Here is a 16,167-nt window from a genome sequence, read left to right as displayed (position 1 = left end):
GAACACTGTTACAGGCCGTCAACGTCTCGCATGACTGCTTTGCAAGCGCATCCGGTAAGACACATATGCTACTTCGGACTGTTCCCTGCCGGTGTTCCCGGTGGAACCTGCCCGTGATGGGATTACGCTCCCATGCTGGTTGCGAATTCGTGAATCCACGAAGAAACTGAACCAAAAAGCGTCAGATGCTTAATTTTTGCCGTAGACGTCGTGCGGATGGAAATGAATTTCGGTATCAATGATGTTAAGTGACGTCACGCCATTCTCGGCCGTCACGGTGCGGTAAAAGCAGGAGCGGCGGCCGGTATGGCACGTCGCGTCATGTCCGGCCACCCGGACCTTCAGCCACAGCGCATCCTGGTCGCAATCGGTGCGGATTTCCGTAACGGTTTGCAGATTGCCGGAGGTTTCGCCCTTTTTCCAGAGGCTTTTGCGCGAGCGGCTGTAATAATGGGCAATACCGGTCTCGATCGTCAGCGCCAGCGCTTCCGCATTCATATGCGCGACCATCAGCAGCACTCCATCACCGGCATCGGTGACGACGGCTGTGATCAGCCCGTTGCTGTCGAAGCGCGGAGTGAAGGCGGAACCGGTTTCCAGTTCCGCCTTGTCGGCTGAGGGCGGGTCGAATTGGATCTTCATCGGGAAAGCTCCGGGTGACGGAGCTTACTTGAAGCCCCGAAGCATGGTCATGAAGCGGGCCTGTTCGGCCGGCTCGGTCTTGAAGACACCGGTAAAGGTGGTCGTCAGCGTTGTCGAGCCCTGCTTCTGCACGCCGCGCATGGCCATGCACATATGCTCGGCCTCGATCATCACGGCGACGCCGCGCGGCTGCAGCGTGTCATCGATCGCCTTGGCGATCTGGGCCGTCATGGTTTCCTGTGTCTGCAGCCGGCGGCCGAAGATATCGACGACGCGGGCGATCTTCGACAGGCCAAGCACCTTGCCGTTCGGCAAGTAGGCGACATGCGCCTTGCCGATGATCGGCACCATGTGATGCTCACAGTGGGAAAAGAACGGAATGTCCTTGACGAGCACGATGTCGTCATAGCCGCCGACTTCCTCGAAGGTGCGGCCAAGCACGTCTTCGGCGGCGAGATCGTAGCCGGAAAACAGTTCTTTATATGCTTTCGCGACGCGCGCCGGCGTATCGAGCAGGCCTTCGCGCTGCGGATCGTCACCGGCCCAGCGAAGCAGCACGCGGACGGCGTCCTCGGCTTCCTTCTGGCTCGGCCGCCCGTCGGACGAGGTCGGCAGATGCGGAAAATTCTTGACTATGGCGTCCATAAAATGGCCCCTTGGCGTAACGCGGGTTACTTGACGTTTATCTTTTCGGACAACTCGCCACTGGCCATTGACCTGAGGTTTTCAGGCCTGGTTTCCGTCGGCGGGCTCCGGGGCTTTCAGATTTGCAGAGGTTAAGGGCTCTGGATCATCCGGCACGGTTTCCCAAACAACAGGCGACTGTTCGCTCTTGCGAACCTGTCGCCCCCACACGACTTAACATATAGTAGGCGGCATATCATGTGAAAGAGGCGTTCGTGGAGACACTGTGTTTTTTTATCAGATACGATAGAAAATCATCCGCCGATCATCTGAAACCGCGCAAAATGCATCGGATCGCGTCGAAATGATGGATGAAATCTACAACAGCCGGATTCTTGAGTTAGCCGGCAATATTCCCCGGAGCGGCATCCTGGCCGATGCGGATGCCGAGGCGAGCGCCCACTCCAAGCTCTGCGGCTCCAAGGTCCGCGTCTACCTGAAGATGGACGGCGACGTGGTCACTGACTTCGCCCATGAGGTCAAAGCCTGCGCGCTGGGTCAGGCCTCGTCTTCCGTGATGGCCCGTCACGTCGTCGGCGCCACCGCGCTCGAAGTGCGCAAGGCGCGCGAGGACATGCTTGGCATGCTGAAGGCGGACGGTGAGGGGCCTTCCGGGCGGTTCGAGGATATGCGGTTCCTAAAGCCCGTGAAGGACTACAAGGCCCGCCACGCCTCCACCATGCTGACCTTCGATGCCGTGGTCGATGCGATCGGCCAGATTGAGGCGGCCCGTCTCACGGGGGCCGACGCCTGACATGTGTTCCGAGCCGGGATGCACAGGGGAACATGAGCCGCAGGTCGCCCCACGTCCTTATCGCGGCCGCAACTATGCCGGACCGTTTCGCAAGACACCTGGCCGCCTGTTCGGCATGGCCTTCATCCGCCTCTATCAGCTGACCCTGTCCGGTTTTATCGGCAATTCCTGCCGCCATATCCCCACCTGTTCGGAATATGGCTATGAGGCGGTAGCCCGCCACGGCCTCTGGCCCGGCGGCTGGATGGTGTTGTTCCGCTTCCTGCGCTGTGGCCCGGGCGGCACAAGCGGCCTCGATCCGGTGCCGGAGACACTGCCTTCATCGAAGCACTGGTATACGCCCTGGCGCTACTGGCGCGTCAGCGCCGCCGGGCAATGAGGGCAGGGCCGCACTCATGACGGTTTTTGTCGCTCTCCTCCACAGCATTATCCTCGGCCCCGGCCGTCGTGTCGTCATGTCGGATCTGCGCGCCACCTGTGAGAGGATCGGCTTCCGGTCGCCCCGCACGCTCGTCGCCACCGGAAACATCGTTTTCGAAGCCGACCACGAAACCGCCGCTGATGTGGAAACCGCCCTGGAACAGGCGTTTCAAGAGGATTTCGGCAAGCATGTCGATATCATCGTTCGCACCGCCGACGACTGGCGCGCACTCGCCGCCGGAAACCCGTTTCTGCAAACCTCTGTCGACGATGCACAAAACCTTATTGTCCGGGTGATGCGCACACCTCTGGCAGATACTGCGCTGGCCGACCTGCACCGCCGTTGCGATGCCGGCGAACAGCTCCGGATCGTCGATGGTGATCTCTGGATCCATTTTCCCGGCAAGCCCAGCACCTCGAAACTCGTCTCGGGTCTCACGACGAAGAGGCTCGGTGCCGGCACCATGCGCAACTGGAACACGGTGCAGGGTCTTCTGGACATGATTGCCCCCTGATCAAGCCCGTTCTTTACTCTGCCACAAAAACGCTCTATCACCCGCGCGTCAATTTGCCGGCCTGCCGGCCATGAAGCACCACCCGCATTCGTTGGCGGGACTGGATAAGGAAGAAGAAGATGTCCGACGCTGTTTCCCTTACATTTCCCGATGGTTCCGTCCGCGGTTATGCCGCTGGCACGACGGGCCGTGAGGTTGCCGAATCGATCTCCAAGTCGCTGGCCAAGAAGGCCATTGCGATCGCGCTGGATGGCGATTTGCGCGACCTGTCCGATCCGGTCGTCACCGGCAAGCTCGAAATCGTCACCCGCGAGGATTCCCGCGCGCTTGAACTGATCCGCCACGACACGGCCCACGTCATGGCCGAGGCCGTGCAGGAGCTCTGGCCCGGCACGCAGGTCACGATCGGCCCGGTGATCGAGAACGGTTTCTATTACGATTTCGCCAAGGATGAACCCTTTACGCCAGACGATCTGCCGAAGATCGAAAAGCGGATGAAGGAGATCATCCAGCGCAACAAGCCCTTCACCAAGGAAGTCTGGCCGCGCGACAAGGCGCGTCAGGTGTTTGCCGACAAGGGCGAGAGCTACAAGGTCGAGCTGGTCGATGCGATCTCGGCCGATCAGGACCTGAAGATCTACTATCAGGGCGACTGGTTCGATCTCTGCCGCGGGCCGCACATGGCCTCGACCGGCCAGATCGGCAATGCCTTCAAGCTGATGCGCGTCGCCGGTGCCTACTGGCGCGGTGACTCGAACAATCCGATGCTGACGCGCATCTACGGCACCGCCTGGCGCACGCAGGAGGAGCTGGACCAATATCTGCACATCCTCGCCGAAGCCGAAAAGCGCGACCATCGCCGCCTCGGCCGCGAAATGGACCTGTTCCATTTCCAGGAAGAAGGCCCGGGCGTCGTCTTCTGGCATGGCAAGGGTTGGCGCATCTTCCAGACGCTGGTCGCCTATATGCGCCGCCGCCTGGCCGGCACCTATCAGGAAGTCAACGCGCCGCAGGTGCTCGACAAGTCGCTGTGGGAAACCTCCGGCCACTGGGGCTGGTACCGTGACAACATGTTCAAGGTGACCGTGGCCGGTGAGGAAACCGACGACGAGCGCGTCTTTGCGCTGAAGCCGATGAACTGCCCCGGCCATATCCAGATCTTCAAGCATGGCCTCAAGTCCTATCGCGAACTGCCGATCCGGCTCGCCGAATTCGGCAATGTCCATCGCTACGAGCCCTCGGGCGCGCTGCATGGCCTGATGCGTGTGCGCGGCTTCACGCAGGACGATGCGCACGTCTTCTGCACCGATGAGCAGATGGCGGCCGAGTGCCTGCGCATCAACGATCTCATCCTGTCGGTCTATCAGGACTTCGGCTTCAAGGAAGTCGTGGTCAAGCTGTCGACCCGCCCGGAAAAGCGTGTCGGCGACGACGCGCTCTGGGATAGGGCCGAAAGCGTCATGATGGACGTTCTGAAGACGATCGAGGAACAGTCGGAAGGCCGTATCAAGACCGGCATCCTGCCGGGCGAGGGCGCTTTCTACGGTCCGAAGTTCGAATATACGCTGAAGGACGCCATCGGCCGTGAATGGCAGTGCGGCACGACGCAGGTCGATTTCAACCTGCCGGAACGCTTCGGTGCCTTCTATATCGACTCGAACTCCGAAAAGACCCAGCCGGTCATGATCCATCGCGCCATCTGTGGTTCGATGGAGCGTTTCCTCGGCATCCTCATCGAGAACTTCGCCGGCCATATGCCGCTGTGGATCTCGCCGCTGCAGGTCGTCGTCGCCACCATCACGTCGGAAGCCGACGATTATGGCCGCGAGGTCGCCGAACTGCTGCGCGATGCCGGGCTGCAGGTCGAGACCGACTTCCGCAACGAGAAGATCAACTACAAGGTCCGCGAACACTCCGTGACCAAGGTGCCGGTGATCATCGTCTGCGGCATGCGGGAAGCGGAAGAGCGCACGGTCAATATCCGCCGCCTCGGTTCGCAGGCTCAGACGCCGATGACACTGGACGAGGCGATTTCCTCGCTGGTGCTCGAAGCAACGCCGCCGGACCAGTTGCGCAAGGCTGCTGCGCGCAAGCTGCCGACCGCCTGAAGCGTGCAAAAAAATCTGATGACAAGCTAATGAAGGGTGTGCGTAAGTGCACCCTTCAGTCCATTGTCAGAAAATTGTAACATTCGAAGACTATCCGGTTGAGATCGACGGTGACGTGTGTGCGCCACTGTTAGCCCGGCAAACGGTGCCAGCATCCGGTGTCCTCCGGGACACGCTTCTCATGAAACGGGGAACGACGTGCAGTTCAAAGAGCTGTCTTATGCCAACGAGAACGATCGACGGCTGAAACGTTGGTTCATCCGGTCCATGGAAGGGCTCTCCGGCCGCAATCGCTATGCCAAGCTTTACAACACCTGGCGTCACGATATCGTCGGCCGCAGCGACCGGATTTTCGGCGAGATGCTGGATCTCATCAATGTGCGCATGCGGGTTCAGGGCGAATGGCCGCCGCGCAATCTGCCCGATACGCCGCTGGTCCTCGTCGCCAATCACCCGTTCGGCATCGGTGACGGTATCGCCGTCCTTTCGCTTGCCGAACAGCTCGGCCGGCCGTTCCGCGTGCTGATCAACAACGAACTGCTGAAGGTGCCGGAAATGGCGCCCTATTCGTTGCCGATCTCCTTCGAGGAAACCAAGGAAGCCCTCGCTCTCAATATGCAGACGCGCAACGAAGCCGTCCGGTTGCTGAAGGAAGGCGTCACCGTCATCGTTTTCCCGGCGGGCGGCGTCGCGACGGCGAAGAAGGGGTTTGGCCGGGCCGAGGACCTGCCGTGGAAGATGTTTCCGGCCAAGCTGATCCAGGCCGCCAAGGCGAATGTCATCCCGATCTATTTCGAGGGGCAGAACGGCCCGCTCTTCCATATCGCCAGCAAGCTGTCGTTGACGCTGCGGATTTCGCTGTTGATACGGGAGTTTCGCCGCCTGTCCGGCACCACGATCTCGTCGCGCATCGGCAATCTGATCGCCTGGGAAGAACTCGCCGTCATTCCTGATCGTAAGGACATCCTGACGCGGATCTACGACGCGGTCTTTGCTATGGCGCCGCCGCGCCGACGGTTTCTCAGCCGGGCTTCGTGAATCTTAATCCTGGGCGTCGGACGTATCGCTGGCCGCATTGGATGTTGGTTGCTGTGCCGTATCCTTCAGCAGCACCTCGACATCGGTATTGACGCCCGCCTTGACGGTGAAGTCGCGTTGGAAAATCTTCTCGTTGTTGCGGGCAATTGCGGTATAGCTGCCTTCGGCCAGAACAAGCGTCGGAAAAGCCCCGACGCTTTCGCTGACGACGTCGCCGGATGAGGTCAAGATCGACCAGGCGGTGTCGGCGATCGCCTCGCCACCCGGTTCGGAAACCAGTTTCAACGTCAGCTTGGCGGCGCGGTGTTGGATCGTTGCCTCGGTCAGCTTGCCGGCCTCGATCTGGATATCGGCGCGGATCACCGCATTGACCGAGCCATAGTTCGACACGACGTGATAGGTGCCGCTGTTCAGCCGGATCACCGTATTCGGCTTGACATCGGCAACGACAAGCCCGCGCTCTCCGTCTTCCTTCACATCCGAGGAGAAGATCGAGAAGCTGAGTTCGCCTGCGGGAATGCGCACATCGCTGCCGGATACCGCGTTCAGCATGACACCGCCGGCATCGAGCACGAGCACCTGCTTGGCCGTCAGCCCTGCTTCCGTTACGCTGATCTTGCGGGTTGCGCCGGCGCGTCCGAAGGCGACGTTGACGAAATATTCGCCGGGCACCAGCTGGAAAGCCGCCGATCCGCCTTCCGACGTTGCCACCAGCGGCAGCTTGCCGTCGGAGCCTGGGATCGGGCTGAACACGCGCCAGGTCAGGCCCTGTTCGACGGCGTTGCCCTTCTCGGTCAGGTGCGCCTCGAGCTGGATGTCCTTCGCCGTCGTTCCCTGCGTCGCGTCACCCGGTATCTGAGGATTGAAGGCGTTGAGCTTCGGCATCTTCTGCGGCGAGGAAATGGTGGGGAAGCTCTTGAACGGATCGGCCTCCTGCTGGGCTTGATCCTGGGCCTGCGCTCCCGTGCCTGTCGCGAAGATCAGTGCCGCGATTGTCCCACGAAAGTGAACGGTCTTGATGCGCATGAGAGAGTTGACATCCTGAGTGTGTGGCTCCACTTGAAGCGCCGATATGGCAATTTCGTGGCTACCCCTGCGACGGCGACGTGCGGTGGCAAACTAGTGGAAATGAACAGCGATGAAAACTGAAATCAGTCTGCGTGATTATCTGACCACCCGCCGCTCCATTCCGGCCTTCCAGATGACCGGCCCGGGGCCGGGAACGGCCGAGATCGAAGAGATGCTGACGCTTGCCTCTCGCGTGCCGGATCACGGCAAGCTCGCCCCCTGGCGCTTCATCGTCTATCGCGGCGAGGAGCGGGTGCGGCTGAGCAAGGAGCTTGCCGTGATGGCGCTGGCTGCCAAGCCGGACCTGTCGGAAGAAATGATCCTGGTGGAAAACACCCGCCTGACCCGCGCGCCTGTTGTCGTTGCCGTCGTCAGCAAGGCGGCGCCGCACTTCAAGATCCCGGAATGGGAACAGGTCATGTCGGCCGGTGCCGTCTGCCTCAACCTCCTGATGGCGGCCAATGCGCTCGGCTATTGCTCGAACTGGCTCACTGAATGGTTTGCCTTCGATGAAAAGGCCTATCCGCTGCTCGGCGTCCAGCCGGGCGAGAAGATTGCCGGCTTCATCCATATCGGCACGCCGCAGGTGCCGCCGACCGAGCGCCCGCGCCCGGAACTTGCCGACATCGTCACCTGGGTTGGCGAGGACGCCTGATGTTCTATGAGACCGGTGAAAACGCCCACGGACTGAGCCACGATCCGTTCAAGGCGATCGTCTCGCCCCGGCCGATCGGCTGGATCGGGTCGAAGGGCGCCGATGGCCGTCTCAATCTCGCGCCCTATTCCTTCTTCAACGCCATCAGCGATAGCCCGAAACTGGTGATGTTCTCGTCCTCCGGCCGCAAGGATTCGGTCAGCAATATCGAGGAAACCCGCGAGTTTACCGCCAATTTCGTCAGCTATGACCTGCGAGACGCGATGAACATGACGTCGGTTCCCGCCCCCCGCGGCGAGAGCGAATTCGAGCTTGCCGGACTGACGCCGGTCAAGGGCCGACTGGTCGCCGCACCCTTCGTTGCCGAGGCCTATGCGGCACTCGAATGCAAGGTGACGGAGATGTTCCAGCCGAAGGCGCTCGACGGCACGCTCTCCAACAATTTTATGGTGATCGGCCAGGTGGTCGCCATCCATATCCGCGAGGAAGCGATCCGCGACGGCCGCTTCGACATGGCCAAGGCCCGGCCGGTCGGCCGCTTGGGCTATATGGATTACTGCGAATCCGGCGATGTCTTCGAGATGTTCCGGCCGAAGCGATAGGGCAGGTGGTCAGGCGGTGAGTTCGGTGAGTTGCGCCATCGTCCGCACAACGACACCTGCAAATCCGTCGGCGTGACCGGTCCGTTGCCAAAGGCGCAGAGAATCGCCCGAAAGTGTGCTGTCGCCGACAAGCGCATGACAGGACAGGCCAGCCTCGTGGGCCTTCAGCACGGCGGTGGCGCGAGCAAACAGCAACGGCGCGGCGACGCGACCAGCGGCTTCGTTGAATGCCTCGCTCGCCGTCGCCTCGGTCAAGGCCTGCGTGTTGAAGAGCAAGCCTTGAAGCCGCTGCGACATACCCCGCAGTGAATTCGGTGACAGGAAGAATTCGGGTTCTCCGCCAATTTCGGCAACGATCGCGATCGATCCTGCGTCGAACCCATGCTCCGCTTCCGCCACCCGCAGCATCACATCAAGCATCTGGATATCGGCCGCATTCCGGCAAGCCGAGAGAACAAAACCGGACGGGCGCAAGGCCGCCAGACGGGCGAGAGCCTCCAGTTCCGCATCATCGTCCGGTCTGCGGATACGCAACAGCGTAAGGGCCTGCGCGCCAGGCCGATTGAGGAAATCCCGCGCCGCGCTCCACGCCTTCTCTGTCATCCAGTCGCCACTGAGATCGACGATCACCCGCGATCCGTCCGCCAGACCCACTCGCATCAACGCTTCTGGCCTTGCGCAAAGCGCCGTCGAACTCATGGCGAAGCGGTTAACGGACATGGTGAACCAATCTTAAACCTTTCATCGGTAATCTTGTGGATACCATGATGTGGCTGGTTGGTGTGTAGTGAGGCGTCAGTGATCATTCAAGCATTTCTTCGCTGGGTGGAAACCGCGAAAACAAGTGACAGGGTAAAGGCCGCGCAGGCTCTGGGCCGTGCCTATGCGACAGCGGAAATGAATACGCTCGATTTCCACGCCGCCGAAATGGCCATGACTTTCCTGCTTGATGATCCCTCGCCGAAAGTTCGTCTCTCGCTCGCTGAAGCCATCGCCGATTGCTCGCGCATTCCCCGCTCGATCGTCCTGTCCCTTGCCGAAGACCAGCCCGAAATAGCCTATGCTGTCATCTCCTGTTCGCCCGTCCTGACCGACATGGATTTGGTCGATATCGCCGCCAAGGGGACGCCGGAAACCCGTGCGGTCATTGCCGCCCGCCATATGATGCCTCTCCCGGTCGCAGCGGCGATCGCTGAAATCGGCGGTGAGGAAGAAGTGCTCATCCTGCTCGAGAACGATCAGGCGCGCTTTTCCTGCCGCACACTGAAGCGGCTGAGCGATCGGCTTGGTCATCTCTGGTCCGTCCGCAACCACCTTTTGGAGCGTGACGACCTTCCCGCCGACGCTCGACAAACCCTTGTCGAAAAGGTCGGTGCGGCCTTGTCGGGCTTCGGTTTGGTCCAGTCGGCCATCGGCGAACGCCGCGTCGAGCGTATCACCCGCGAGGCCTGCGACCGCGCCGCCGTCTCCATGGCCGGCTCCACCGAAGCCGATCAAATCCCGGCGCTGGTCGAGCATCTGCGCGTCACCGGCCGCCTGACTCCAGCCTTCCTGCTGCATGCCCTTTGCTCCGGCAAGATCGACTTTTTCGCCGCAGCCATCGTCAATCTTTCTGCCATGGCCGAAAAGCGCGTCCGTTCCATCCTCTCCGATGGCCGCATCCACGCCATTCGCGCCCTGTTCGAAAGCGCTGGCCTCGGCCGCGATGTCAGCGCTCTCTTCGCCGACGCCATGCTGTTGTGGCGCCGCGAAAACCGCGTCGGCTCCCAAGGGGCGACCGCCTCGATCTCGTCGGTTCTTCTGTCAAAGCTGCGCGGTGGGTTCTCACGCCCGGAAGCATCCGGCAGCCTCGCCGAGATCATTGAAAAACTCTCGATCGCCGAACAACGCCAGACCGCCCGCGATTACGCGCTGCTGGCCGCCCGGGAAGCCGCCTGAGCCGGTTTGCCGCGATACCGTGATGGAACGGCGCGGCATTCCCGCGCCGTTTTCCGTTTCCCCGCTCGTTTCGGTCTTCCCGAAGCCCGTCCGGACTGAGAAAGTCACAGGGATAGAATCGGTGAGGGATGGCGTTCATGCAGGCTGAAACGAAAGGACTGGTCCTCGTCACCGGTATCGGCGGCTTTCTCGGCCGCCACGTCGCCGTGCAACTGCTCGCCGCCGGTTACGACGTCCGCGGCACGCTGCGCTCCCTGAAACGGACAAAGGCCGTCGAGACGGCAATCCGCTCGGCCGACGGTGCTGCCAGTGGAAAGCTCACCTTCGTCGCGGCCGATCTGTTGTCTGATAATGGCTGGGCGGCGGCTCTCTCCGGCATAACCGATGTCATCCACACGGCATCACCGTTTCCCTCCAAGGTTCCGAAGAATGAAAACGACCTGATCGCACCGGCCTGCGAAGGCACACTACGGGTACTGCGGGCTGCAAAGGATGCTGATGTGCGCCGCGTCGTCCTGACCTCGTCCACCGCCGCCGTCAGCTATGGAAGGGGCAAGCCACCGTTCACAGAGGCGGACTGGACCGACATCAACAGCCCGCTGGCAACGGCTTATTATAAATCCAAGACGCTCGCCGAGCAGGCGGCCTGGGACTTCGCCCGCGAGAGCGGGCTGCAGTTGACCGTGATCAATCCCAGCATGATCCTCGGTCCGATCCTCGGCGCTGAAAACGGAACATCGGTCGGCCTCGTCCGCGCGCTTATGACGGGTCGCTATCCGGTACTGCCTGATTTCCGCGTGCCGGTGGTCGATGTGCGCGATGTCGCCGATGCCCATGTTCGCGCACTCGAAGTCGAGGAGGCGGTGGGCGAACGCTTCATCATTGCCGGCGAGACGCTGTCGGTGAAGGATATCGCCACTGTGCTGCGGCACGATTACCCGGCCTATGCCCGTAAGATTCCGCGCTTCGTGTTGCCAAACTGGCTCGCCGGCATCGCGTCCCGTTTCGATCCCGGCCTGAAGCTGATTGTCGCAGAACTTGGCCGCGATGCGCGAGTATCCAACGACAAGGCCCGTCGCATGCTGGGCTGGAAGCCCCGGCCGGAAGCGGACGCCATTCGCGCCAGCGCAGATAGCCTGATTGCCGCCGGCTTGGTCTGAAGCGTTATCGGGTAAACTTGCGGGCCACCCAGGAATAGCCGCCCTCGATATAGTGCACCGGCTTGGTGATCGCCTGGCGTAGCTTCGACGTGTCCGGCATGGCGCCGCTGACGAGCGCCAGCGTCCGGCGGGGCAGGCTGGGCTGCTGCGCCTCGGTCTCCGGTGGCGTCGGGACGGCGTCCGCCTGCGCGTCCGGCGTCGCCATCGGTAGCGGCCCGGCAAGGGTCGAAGGAGCGGGGTCTTCTGTCTTCGCCATCTGCTTGTCGGATGTCTCGCAAACGGCGACGATCACCGGGTAGTTGCTGTTGGAGAATTTCGGCAGCTGTTTTTCGGACTCGGCATCGCAGGTGGAGATGGTCGCCCAGGTGCCGCTCACCGTCGAAACGTAGTGGCATTGGGTGACGCTGTCGTCGCATCCGAGGATCGTCATGATGACCAGGGCAGGAACCATCGGGCCTATGTCTCCGGTTGGATTGGCGGCCTTTCGTGGCGCGCTTGATGTTCCCGGGGGTAAACAGGGCTTTGTTCCGATTTAAGGCGAAGGCGTAAAACCTTCGAAACAAATTGTTTCCGAGCGTTTCGAGCGGTGAGGGCGCCGCAAAATTTGCCGTCTGTCGCCGCAGGCAATCTGCCTCTAAGATTTAAGCATCCGCATGAATCGATCTTTCAAGGACCGCTGCCAAGTGACCGTCACCATTGAGAAAGAGCCGCCCCGTCAGCCCGCCGTCTTGCGCCTGCTGGAACAATCCGACGCCTATGCGGCGTCGCTCTATCCCGCCGAGAGCAATCACCTCGTTGATGTCTCGACACTCGAAAAACCATCCGTCGCCTTCTTCGTCGCGCGCCACGACGGCGAGGTTGTCGGCTGCTGTGCGCTGGTCGATGCCGGCGACGGCACCGCCGAAATAAAACGTATGTTCGTCGATCCGCAGGCGCGCGGCCTCAAGATCGGTCGCCGGTTACTGGAGTACATCGAAACCCACGGCCGCGCTGCCGGCCTCTCGGCGATCCGCCTCGAAACCGGGATCCACCAGCCCGAAGCCATCGGCCTCTACCGCACCGCGGGCTATGCCGACATCGGCCCCTTCGGCAGCTACCAGCCGGACCCACTCAGCCTGTTCATGGAAAAGAAGATCGCCTGACGCAGAGTCAGGCTCCAATCCGGAAAACCCTTTCCGCTCCGTCAGTTGGAGCGGAAAACTGAATCAATCCAGCAGCTTGTTGATTCAAGCTGCGAAGGCCTTCGTCTAAAGCATGTCTCCCGAACGTGGTTACCGGTTTCGGGATCAAGACATGCGCAAAAAAAAAGGGCTACAGCACAGGAAGCGAATCTGAAAGATCGCGATGTGCTTTAGATATCCAGGTTTTCGGCAAACACCGCCCGTTCCTGGATGAAGCGGAAGCGGGCATCGGCCTTGGTGCCCATCAGGTTATCGACGGCTTCGCGGGTGCCTTCGAAATCGACCTCATCTATCGCGACCTTGAGCAGGGTGCGCTTGGAAGGGTCCATGGTGGTTTCCTTCAATTGCGCCGGCATCATTTCGCCCAGACCCTTGAAGCGGCCGATCTCGATCTTGCCGCGGCCGTTGAACTCGGTTTCCATCAGCTCGACGCGGTGCGCGTCATCACGGGCATAGAGCGTCTTTGCGCCCTGCGTGATGCGATAGAGCGGCGGCACGGCCAGATAGAGATGGCCGCCGCGAACGAGTTCCGGCATTTCCTGGTAGAAGAAGGTGATCAGCAGGGATGCGATATGGGCGCCGTCGACGTCGGCATCGGTCATCACGATGACGCGCTCATAGCGAAGATCCTCCTCGCGATATTTCGAGCGTGTGCCGCAACCGAGCGCCTGCACCAGGTCACTGATCTGCTGGTTGGCGCCGAGCTTCTCGCGACCGGCGCTGGCGACGTTGAGGATCTTGCCACGCAGCGGCAGTATCGCCTGGTTGGCGCGATTGCGGGCCTGCTTGGCGGAACCGCCAGCCGAATCCCCTTCGACGATGAAGAGTTCGGCGCCCTCGGCCGAGTTCTGCGAGCAGTCGGCAAGCTTGCCGGGAAGGCGCAGCTTGCGCACGGCCGACTTGCGTGAGACTTCCTTTTCCTTGCGGCGGCGGACGCGCTCGTCGGCACGCTCGATCACCCATTCCAGAAGTTTCTGCGCTTCGCCCGGATTGTCGGCGAGGAAGTGGTCGAAGGGATCGCGCAGCGCGTTCTCGACAATGCGCTGGGCTTCGACGGTTGCCAGCTTGTCCTTGGTCTGGCCGACGAATTCCGGCTCGCGGATGAAGACCGACAGCATGCCGGCGGCCGAGATCATCACGTCTTCGGTGGTGACGATCGCTGCCCGCTTGTTCTGCGTCAGGTCCGCATAGGCCTTGAGGCCCTTGGTCAGCGCGATACGCAGGCCGGCCTCGTGCGTACCGCCTTCCGGCGTCGGGATGGTGTTGCAATAGGAATGCACAACGCTGTCGCCGCCATACCAGGTGACAGCCCATTCGAGCGCGCCATGGCCGCCGGTCTTCTCCGTCTTGCCGGCGAAGATTTCGCGCGTAACGGTGAACTCCTTGCCCATCGTTGCCTGCAGATAATCCTTGAGACCGCCCGGGAAGTGGAACACAGCCTTTTCCGGAGTGTCGGTGCCCTCGACCAGTGAGGGATCGCAGGACCAGCGGATTTCGACACCGCCGAACAGATACGCCTTGGAGCGGGCCATGCGGAACAGGCGGGCCGGCTCGAACTTCATGTGCGCGCCGAAAATGTCCGGGTCCGGATGGAACTTGACCTTGGTGCCGCGCCGGTTCTGGACGTCGCCCAGTTCTTCCAGCCCACCCTGCGGAATGCCGCGCGAAAAACGCTGGCGATAGAGTTTTCGATTGCGCGCCACTTCGACTTCGAGAAGGTCCGACAGTGCGTTGACGACAGAGACGCCCACGCCGTGCAGACCGCCGGAAGTCTCGTAGACCTTACTGTCGAACTTGCCGCCCGCATGCAGGATGGTCATGATGACCTCGAGTGTGGACTTCCCCGGAAATTTCGGATGGTTCTCGACCGGGATGCCGCGACCGTTGTCGGTGACCGACAGGCAGCCTTCGGCGTCGAGATGCACGTCGATGAAGTTCGCGTGGCCAGCGACGGCTTCGTCCATCGAGTTGTCGATGACTTCGGCAAACAGATGGTGCAGCGCCTTTTCGTCGGTGCCACCGATATACATGCCCGGACGCCGGCGCACTGGCTCGAGGCCTTCGAGAACCTCGATGGCCGAGGCGTTGTAGTCGCCGGTATCCGCCTTCAGCGTCGTTGATGCGCCGCTGCGCTGTTCGGCGACGGGTGCCGCCACAGGCGCGGTGATCGGCTTGGGGACCACGGGTTCGGTCGCAGGCTTGGGCACCAGAGGCATTGCTGAAAAGAGATCGTCGCTGTCGGTCATAGTCTGTTCAGGGTACTTTCCGTGTGGCGGCCCGGTCGATATGGGGACAGGACCACATGAATATCTGCGCGAATCGGCGGAATTCTGCCAGACTCATTGTGCCAGAGTCCGGGCGTCGGAGCGACCATTGGTCATTCGGGTGCCTGCAGATGCGCCGATCAAGCCTTCAATAAGCCCAACTGTTGCGTTGCGGAAGGTCCGATGGCAAGGCTTGGATCAAAAGAGGAACATCGAGAATGCACCTGTCCACAGCTCATTTGGTTTTCCGGACCGTTCCGACGCTGATCCTGGCCGCAATGCTCTCAGGTCCGGCCACAGCCGCGCAGTTGAAGCCGTTCAAGGATGAGCTGTTCTCCTATGGCACGGTTCTGGAAACCGGCGACAACGGCGATTATCTGGTGATCGACTACGACAAGATGCGGGATCTGCACGGCCGCGACGAAATCCCCGAGCGCAAGGTGACGCGTCCCTATGTGTCGCTCGGCGTAAAAAAGGAACAATCCTTCGAAACCGTCAATGCCGGCGGACGCAATATCGATGTGGTGCGCGTCGGGCAAGAGCGGGGCGCCGCCTTCACCGTCATCTTCATCCATGGCCGGGGTGGGGACCGGCGTCTCGGCGCCAATGACTGGATCTTCGGCGGCAATTTCAACCGGCTGAAGAACCTGGCCGTCGGCAATGGCGGCGTCTATTATTCCGCAAGCGTTCCCTCATTCGATGATGTCGGCGTCGCCGATGTCGCCGCGCTGATTGGTTACGCGCAGGCGCAGTCGCCCGGCCGGCCGATCGTGCTCTCCTGCGCCTCGATGGGAAGCATCGTCTGCTGGGGCATCGCGCGGGATCCGGCGGCATCGGCGGCGTTGACGGGGATGATGATCATGGGTGGCCCCTCCGACCCGGAGTTCAAGAACAGCGCTGCCTACAAGCGCAAGCTGCCGGTCTTCTTCAGCCATGGCGGGGCCGATAACGTTTATCCCGTCCTCGGCCAGGTCAAATTCTATCGCGGCCTCAAGGCGGCAGGCTATCCGACGCGCATGGTCGTGTTTCAGACCGGAACGCATGGAACGCCGATCCGCATGACGGACTGGCGCGATACACTGAACTGGATCGGCATGGAATAATACTTTCCACGTCTCCGGGAATTGTTAACCACCGC

At 61.4% G+C, this 16,167-nt stretch carries 17 protein-coding genes; 11 read left to right on the top strand and 6 right to left on the bottom strand.

The features are described 5' to 3' along the window. Positions 1 to 189: 189 nt before the first annotated feature. On the bottom strand, positions 190 to 642 hold the full coding sequence (gene hisI, locus ASG68_RS23160) for a phosphoribosyl-AMP cyclohydrolase (protein ID WP_062585421.1): 453 nt from the start codon (positions 640 to 642) through the stop codon (positions 190 to 192). A 24-nt stretch (positions 643 to 666) separates the two neighbouring features. Beyond that, positions 667 to 1,287: a GTP cyclohydrolase I FolE gene (gene folE / locus ASG68_RS23155; RefSeq protein ID WP_062585422.1), complete on the bottom strand. Its 621-nt coding sequence runs from the start codon at positions 1,285 to 1,287 to the stop codon at positions 667 to 669. A gap of 343 nt (positions 1,288 to 1,630) precedes the next feature. On the opposite strand from folE, the gene ASG68_RS23150 reads away from it, so the two are divergent. From ASG68_RS23150 to ASG68_RS23130, 5 genes are all read left to right on the top strand, one after another. Then, on the top strand, positions 1,631 to 2,080 hold the full coding sequence (locus ASG68_RS23150) for an iron-sulfur cluster assembly scaffold protein (RefSeq protein ID WP_062585424.1): 450 nt from the start codon (positions 1,631 to 1,633) through the stop codon (positions 2,078 to 2,080). Position 2,081: 1 nt separating this feature from the next. Continuing rightward, on the top strand, positions 2,082 to 2,459 hold the full coding sequence (gene yidD / locus ASG68_RS23145) for a membrane protein insertion efficiency factor YidD (protein ID WP_062585426.1): 378 nt from the start codon (positions 2,082 to 2,084) through the stop codon (positions 2,457 to 2,459). Between the two features lie 16 nt (positions 2,460 to 2,475). Further along, positions 2,476 to 3,015, top strand: coding sequence for a DUF1697 domain-containing protein (locus ASG68_RS23140; protein ID WP_062585428.1), 540 nt, complete (start codon positions 2,476 to 2,478; stop codon positions 3,013 to 3,015). A 119-nt stretch (positions 3,016 to 3,134) separates the two neighbouring features. After that, entirely contained in the window at positions 3,135 to 5,123 is a 1,989-nt protein-coding gene (gene thrS / locus ASG68_RS23135; RefSeq protein ID WP_062585430.1) for a threonine--tRNA ligase, read from the top strand. Positions 5,124 to 5,321: 198 nt separating this feature from the next. Further along, positions 5,322 to 6,161 (top strand): lysophospholipid acyltransferase family protein, encoded by an 840-nt coding sequence (locus ASG68_RS23130; RefSeq protein WP_062602144.1) that lies wholly within the window; start codon positions 5,322 to 5,324, stop codon positions 6,159 to 6,161. A 3-nt stretch (positions 6,162 to 6,164) separates the two neighbouring features. Here ASG68_RS23130 and ASG68_RS23125 read toward each other — a convergent pair whose 3' ends face one another. Further along, on the bottom strand, positions 6,165 to 7,187 hold the full coding sequence (locus tag ASG68_RS23125) for a hypothetical protein (protein ID WP_062585433.1): 1,023 nt from the start codon (positions 7,185 to 7,187) through the stop codon (positions 6,165 to 6,167). A 112-nt stretch (positions 7,188 to 7,299) separates the two neighbouring features. On the opposite strand from ASG68_RS23125, the gene ASG68_RS23120 reads away from it, so the two are divergent. Together ASG68_RS23120 and ASG68_RS23115 are read left to right on the top strand one after the other, a co-directional pair. After that, positions 7,300 to 7,884: a nitroreductase gene (locus tag ASG68_RS23120; RefSeq protein ID WP_062585434.1), complete on the top strand. Its 585-nt coding sequence runs from the start codon at positions 7,300 to 7,302 to the stop codon at positions 7,882 to 7,884. Then, complete coding sequence (locus ASG68_RS23115) at positions 7,884 to 8,486, top strand: flavin reductase family protein (RefSeq protein WP_062585435.1); 603 nt, start codon at positions 7,884 to 7,886, stop codon at positions 8,484 to 8,486. The genes ASG68_RS23120 and ASG68_RS23115 overlap by 1 nt, the downstream gene beginning before the upstream one ends. Before the next feature lie 9 nt (positions 8,487 to 8,495). Here ASG68_RS23115 and ASG68_RS23110 read toward each other — a convergent pair whose 3' ends face one another. Then, complete coding sequence (locus tag ASG68_RS23110) at positions 8,496 to 9,146, bottom strand: hypothetical protein (RefSeq protein WP_062585436.1); 651 nt, start codon at positions 9,144 to 9,146, stop codon at positions 8,496 to 8,498. A gap of 138 nt (positions 9,147 to 9,284) precedes the next feature. On the opposite strand from ASG68_RS23110, the gene ASG68_RS23105 reads away from it, so the two are divergent. Next, a complete protein-coding gene (locus ASG68_RS23105) occupies positions 9,285 to 10,424 on the top strand; it encodes a DUF2336 domain-containing protein (RefSeq protein WP_062585437.1) in 1,140 nt (379 codons plus the stop codon). Between the two features lie 137 nt (positions 10,425 to 10,561). Continuing rightward, the gene (locus tag ASG68_RS23100) at positions 10,562 to 11,584 is read left to right on the top strand and encodes an NAD-dependent epimerase/dehydratase family protein (protein WP_082478060.1); all 1,023 of its coding nucleotides are present in this window, start codon (positions 10,562 to 10,564) and stop codon (positions 11,582 to 11,584) included. A 4-nt stretch (positions 11,585 to 11,588) separates the two neighbouring features. Here the strand turns inward: ASG68_RS23100 and ASG68_RS23095 are convergent, their stop codons facing one another. Beyond that, positions 11,589 to 12,035 carry a hypothetical protein gene (locus tag ASG68_RS23095; RefSeq protein ID WP_062585440.1) on the bottom strand — a complete coding sequence of 149 codons (447 nt, stop codon included), beginning with the start codon at positions 12,033 to 12,035 and terminating at the stop codon, positions 11,589 to 11,591. A gap of 232 nt (positions 12,036 to 12,267) precedes the next feature. Between ASG68_RS23095 and ASG68_RS23090 the strand changes: the two genes are divergently transcribed. Continuing rightward, positions 12,268 to 12,726: a GNAT family N-acetyltransferase gene (locus ASG68_RS23090; protein ID WP_244484313.1), complete on the top strand. Its 459-nt coding sequence runs from the start codon at positions 12,268 to 12,270 to the stop codon at positions 12,724 to 12,726. 209 nt (positions 12,727 to 12,935) lie between these two features. Here the strand turns inward: ASG68_RS23090 and parE are convergent, their stop codons facing one another. After that, complete coding sequence (gene parE / locus ASG68_RS23085) at positions 12,936 to 15,011, bottom strand: DNA topoisomerase IV subunit B (protein WP_062585444.1); 2,076 nt, start codon at positions 15,009 to 15,011, stop codon at positions 12,936 to 12,938. Between the two features lie 236 nt (positions 15,012 to 15,247). Between parE and ASG68_RS23080 the strand changes: the two genes are divergently transcribed. Beyond that, positions 15,248 to 16,132 carry a phospholipase gene (locus tag ASG68_RS23080; protein ID WP_062585446.1) on the top strand — a complete coding sequence of 295 codons (885 nt, stop codon included), beginning with the start codon at positions 15,248 to 15,250 and terminating at the stop codon, positions 16,130 to 16,132. Positions 16,133 to 16,167 lie beyond the last annotated feature (35 nt).

The organism is Rhizobium sp. Leaf453 (assembly GCF_001425605.1).
Taxonomy (GTDB): Bacteria; Pseudomonadota; Alphaproteobacteria; order Rhizobiales; family Rhizobiaceae; genus Pararhizobium.
The sequence above is the reverse complement of the archived record's forward strand: the minus strand, read 5'-3'. Positions and strand labels throughout refer to the sequence as shown.